This window comes from Flavobacterium sp. (assembly GCF_003525665.1).
In the GTDB taxonomy this organism is placed as follows: domain Bacteria; phylum Bacteroidota; class Bacteroidia; order Flavobacteriales; family Flavobacteriaceae; genus Flavobacterium.
On the sequence record NZ_DQDX01000078.1, the window covers coordinates 5487 to 10775 of the forward strand.

General features: G+C 30.6%; 5 protein-coding genes. All 5 read right to left on the reverse strand.

Annotation, left to right across the window (positions count from 1 at the left end; translation table 11 throughout):
- Positions 1-848, reverse strand: an 848-nt coding sequence (locus DIU01_RS05410) for an efflux RND transporter permease subunit (RefSeq protein ID WP_290832250.1), incomplete at its 3' end; no start/stop codon positions are given.
- A gap of 73 nt (positions 849-921) precedes the next feature.
- Positions 922-2298, reverse strand: a complete 1377-nt coding sequence (locus DIU01_RS05415) for a cell wall metabolism sensor histidine kinase WalK (RefSeq protein ID WP_290832252.1) — start codon at positions 2296-2298, stop codon at positions 922-924.
- Position 2299: 1 nt separating this feature from the next.
- The gene (locus DIU01_RS05420; protein WP_290832255.1) at positions 2300-3169 is read right to left on the reverse strand and encodes a cation diffusion facilitator family transporter; all 870 of its coding nucleotides are present in this window, start codon (positions 3167-3169) and stop codon (positions 2300-2302) included.
- Between the two features lie 13 nt (positions 3170-3182).
- Complete coding sequence (locus DIU01_RS05425; protein WP_290832257.1) at positions 3183-3842, reverse strand: response regulator transcription factor; 660 nt, start codon at positions 3840-3842, stop codon at positions 3183-3185.
- Between the two features lie 2 nt (positions 3843-3844).
- Positions 3845-5176: a DUF3570 domain-containing protein gene (locus DIU01_RS05430; RefSeq protein ID WP_290832259.1), complete on the reverse strand. Its 1332-nt coding sequence runs from the start codon at positions 5174-5176 to the stop codon at positions 3845-3847.
- Positions 5177-5289: the final 113 nt, after the last annotated feature.

A 5289-nucleotide genomic window follows, 5' to 3' on the forward strand; every position in this document is an offset into this window, starting at 1 on the left:
CCATTTCCTGTAATTGCTCCAAAACGATTGGCACTTCCAAAACCAATTTGCAAAACATCTTTTACATAAACTGGAATTCCGTTATCGTTTTTAACAACAATATTTTCTATGTCTTCAAGCGATTTTACTTTTCCTTCTCCACGAATAAAATAGCTTTGATTTACCTTTTCAATGTAAGCGCCACCAGCTATGCTATTGTTATTTTCTAAAGCATTGAAAACATCAATAGTTGAAATATTCATCGCTTTAAGTTTAGATGAATTTATAGCTACTTCATATTGTTTTAAATAGCCACCCCAAGTATTTATTTCTACAACACCTTTTATTCCTGATAGTTGACGTTTTACAACCCAATCTTGAATGGTTCTTAGATCGGTTACAGAATATTGGTTTTTATATTCGGGTTTTACATCTAAAACATATTGATAAATTTCACCCAAACCAGTTGTGATTGGACCCATTTCTGGAGTCCCAAAACCTTGTGGAATTTTTTCGGAAGCTGTTTTTATTTTTTCAGCTATCAATTGTCTTGGAAGATACGAACCCATATCGTCATCAAAAACGATCGTTACTACTGAAAGTCCGAATTTTGAAATAGAGCGAATTTCTACAACGCCTGGCAAGTTTGCCATTTCAATTTCTACAGGATAAGTGATGAATTGTTCAATGTCTTGAGTAGAAAGATTTCTTGAAGTGGTAATTACTTGAACCTGATTATTAGTAACATCAGGAACTGCTCCAATTGAAATTTGAAAGACAGAATATACTCCGAATCCGAAAATTCCGAGAGTAAGTAATAAAACTATTAGTTTGTTTTTTAAGCTAAAAGCGATTATTTTTTCAAGCATTTTTATGTTCTTTTTCTTATTACAAAGATAGGTAAGCTATAAAATTAATGCTTAAGATAAACTTAATATAAAATTAGGGAATACTTAAAAATAAGATGGTTCCTTTAGTTTCAGTACTTGAAATTTCAATACTAATCGATAATAAATCGCAAAGTCGTTTTACGATTGATAAACCTAGACCAGTTCCTTTTATTTCAGGATTATTAGAATTATCAGCGCGGTAAAAAGAGTTGAAAATTTTATCTAAATCTTTTTCGTGAATTCCATGTCCAGTATTTGATATGGTTAAAATCGTTCTAGAATCTTTTTTTTCTAAATTTATTTCGACTTTTCCATTTTGATTGGAATATTTAATTGCATTAGAAACCAAATTTCCAACAATAATTGAAATCAAATAATAATCAGATTGAATGTAATATTCTTGGTTGAAATGAGAGGTAATTGTCAAATTATTGACTTTAATTTTTTCAGAATATCGCGATAAACTGTCTAGAATTATAGCGTTTAGATATACATTTTCGATTTTATTATTCTGTTTCTGATTTTCAAATCGAGCTAGTAAAAGTAACTCATCAACTAAATTATTTAAACGATCAACTTCATTTACACAGAAATTTATTTTTTCTTCATACTCTTGTTTTTCACGTGGTTTACGTACTAAAACTTCAAGTGTTCCTTTTATTACAGCTAATGGAGTTCTCAGTTCATGGGAAGCATCAGATGTAAATTGTTTTTCGCGTTCAATGGCATCTTCTATTCGATCTAATAAATCATTTATAGTTTTGGAAAGTACAAACAATTCGTCTTTGTTATGAGGCAAGTCAATCCTGGAATTCAAATTATCTTTCGTTATTAAACTCGATGTTTTAATAATATTTGTTACAGGTTTAATACTTCTTCCTGCAAAAAATCGGGCGATAAGAAATAAAACAATTAATATTAACGGATAGGAAATTAGGAGTATTTTCTTTAGAATAAGAATAATTTCTAAATCATTGAGAGACATTGCAACAACAGCATAACCCACAATTTTATCATTATTGATTATGGCAGTTTGTATTTGTCGAATCGGTATTCCGTTTAATGTTGATTCAATATATTTATTATTGTTTGAATCATTCGATAAAATTAAATTGGTACTTTTTAAATTAGGAGATTTATCGATAAGTTTTTTATTATTATCGTAAAACTGAACAAAAACTGGATTAACATTGATAGTATTATGTTCTCTAGCTTTCCATTGATCTACTTGAATTAGATAGGTTTCATTAGAATCGATTTCAACATCATCCAAATGTTTTTCAAGTTCTTCAAAAATCTCTTCATTAATATGTTCGTTTACACTAAAATAGATTACTTGATAAATTATAATAAATACAAATGCAATGAGCAAAGCCGTACTCAAAATGTAATTAAAAGCGATTCTATTTTTAAATGAAAATTTAAACATTTTAATGACTTGGTTCAATATGAATTAAAACATGACCGAGTTGCGGTAATTCGTGTCGCAATGTGTCTTTGAGTAAATGAGCAATATCATGTCCTTCTTTAACCGAAATTGTTCCATCTACAACAGCATGTAAATCAACGTGGTATTTCATTCCGGCTTTTCTTATAAAGCATTTTTCGGTATCAATTACTCCTTTAACTTTTAACGATTCTACTCTAATTTCTGCTACTAAATCATCGTATAAATGTTCATCCATAATTTCACCAAGTGCAGGTCTAAATATTAGATAGCTGTTGTAAAGAATAAAAAAAGAGGCAAAAAGTGCAGCCCAATCATCGGCAGATTCGTATCCTTTTCCTAAAATTAGAGCAATACTAATTCCGATAAATGCTGCAACCGATGTAATTGCGTCACTTCTATGATGCCAAGCATCGGCTTTTAAAGATGAACTATTGGTTTCTTTACTTTTCTTGAGGACCTTTCTAAACGAAAATTCTTTCCATAAAATAATTGCTCCAAGAATTATCAAAGTAAAAGGTTTTGGTAATTCGTGTGGCGTTCCAATGTTATTGATGCTTTCGTAAGCAATTATGGTTGCCGAAGTTATCAAAAAACCAACTACAAGAAATGTAATTAAAGGTTCGGCACGACCATGACCATAAGGATGATTTTCATCTGCAGGACGACTCGCATATTTTAATCCGAATAGTACCAAAAACGACGAAAAAATATCGGTTGTTGATTCTATTGCATCGGCAATTAGTGCATAGGAATTTCCAAAAAAACCAGCAATTCCTTTAATTATAGCTAATAATGTGTTACTAATTATACTAAAGTAAGTTGCTTTTATTGCCGTTTCAGTATGAGTCATTGATTTTTACAATTTAGTTAGCAATGTATCCAACACCTCGAATTGTTTTGATGCAATCGTCTTCTTTGGAAAGATTTAATTTTTTTCTGATTGCATTCATAAACACATCGATAACTCCGGTATCATATTCAAAATGGATATCCCACACATCTTCAATGATTTGAGTTCGGGTACAGACTTTGCCTTTATTTTGTATCAAATATACTAATAATTCAAACTCACGTTGCGTTAAAAACACTTCTTTTTCGTCTTTAAAAATCTGATGTTTTGTTAAATCAACTTTAATATCTGAAAGCGTTAAAATTTCATCTCCATCACTTATTCTAAAATGAATTTTAATACGTTCTAAAAGTTCTTCAAAACTGAAGGGCTTTTTGATATAATCGTTAGCTCCAGCTTTTAGTCCTTCAATAGTTTCTTGAACGGTATCTTTTGCAGTTAAAAAAAGTATCGGAATGGTTTTATTTTTTTCGCGAATACCTTTGCAAACTTCAATTCCGGGTAACTTTGGAAGCATCCAATCTAATAAAATTAAATCAAATTGATTGTTTGTCGCCAATTCTAAACCTTCAAATCCATTGAAAGCCAAGCTAATTTCATAGCCTTCTTCTTCTAATCCTTGTTTTAAAAAATTAGAAATTCCTACTTCATCTTCTACTATTAAAATCTTCATTGTTATTGCATTACAAACTTAAATCCGACAGTGGCAATATTGGCATTTAAACCATCACTTCTATCATAATGATTGAATCTAAAATCGATATTTTTTAATCCGAATTTCCAAATTTTAGAACTTGTAAAAATATCGGTATAGGTAAATCCAAGGCCATATTGATGTGCGTCAAAATCGGACAAATCAAAATCAGATGTAAAGAATTTTTCTGTTGACAAATGGGTTTCGTATGGAGCAAAATACTTCGATTTAGTTTGAGTATAATAACGATACATTGGAAATAAAGTGAATTTACTTGATATTTTAAACGGAATTTCAATACTCGCAGTATGCGATTGTACATCCCAATTATCAGTATAAAATCTGTAATAGGTTCTAAAACTTACAGTTTCGTTTAGGTAATAATTGTAACGTAATCCAAATGGTAATTTAAATCTAGTATCTGGTAATTTTTCGATTGCATCGGCTAATTGATAAGCGCCTTTGTTGGTTTCACTTTGATAATTTGGAATAAACTGTGGATCACCAACATAGAAATTATCCTTGTCTGCAAAATACATTCTGTGATAAGGTGAAGACAATTGACCTTGTTGCTGCAAGACATCAAAGAAAACAGAAAAATGCGATTTTTTATTGATTACTTGAGAAAAGCTAACCGATGCCGAGAACGAATTTCTAGCTTTCGATGTCCAAGAAATAAAATTCGGATTGTATAAATTAGAAACGGCACCAGTTTGATCATAAACTGTTGGTAAATTATCTCTAAATTCTATTGGATAAATAGGTTGCCAAGTATCTAAATAAGCGTTTCCTTTTAATGAAATTTCCGAATTTTTGTTGTTGAATAATTTAGTAATTCCGCCACCAAAACCTAATGAAAAATAATCATATTCACTTGAAACAGAAACATCTGCATTCCAAATAAAATTTCTATCATCGCTACTGTGACTGTAATTTACTACTAATGAAGCCAATGCATCTTGAGCCGATGCACCAGATGATGCTTGCCAAGGATTGGGTTTATTAGAATCAAATGGATTGATATTACTTGAAGAAGCCGAAGTATATGCTGAAATTCCAGCGTCGACCGTAAGAATATCGTCGTCGTTCATTGGAATTGCAACTATAATATTGGTAGCAATATCGGTTAATTTTTCAGATCCAATTCCGCCAGAAACCGCCGAATGTAATCCGTCTTGCTTGTAATAACTCGCCAAGAAATCTACTTCGGTACTTTCTAAAACTCTTTTTTTGAAAACTACAGTTGAGTCTTTCTCTTGTGAAAAAGATAAACTCGAAAGGAGTAAAAATAAAATTACTATTCTGTATTGCATTTTTTTTGTTGTATAATGTATTGTTGTAAAAAAGATTTCGAAAGAAGAATAATTTTTAGCTAAAATCTGCCATCTGAAATCTGATATCTAAAATTTTAATTGCAACCGCAACC

Coding starts and splice junctions, on each gene's coding strand:
- DIU01_RS05430 (WP_290832259.1), bottom strand. CDS start 5,176: ATGCAATACAGAATAGTAATTTTATTTTTACTCCTTTCGAGTTTATCT.
- DIU01_RS05415 (WP_290832252.1), bottom strand. CDS start 2,298: ATGTTTAAATTTTCATTTAAAAATAGAATCGCTTTTAATTACATTTTG.
- DIU01_RS05420 (WP_290832255.1), bottom strand. CDS start 3,169: ATGACTCATACTGAAACGGCAATAAAAGCAACTTACTTTAGTATAATT.
- DIU01_RS05425 (WP_290832257.1), bottom strand. CDS start 3,842: ATGAAGATTTTAATAGTAGAAGATGAAGTAGGAATTTCTAATTTTTTA.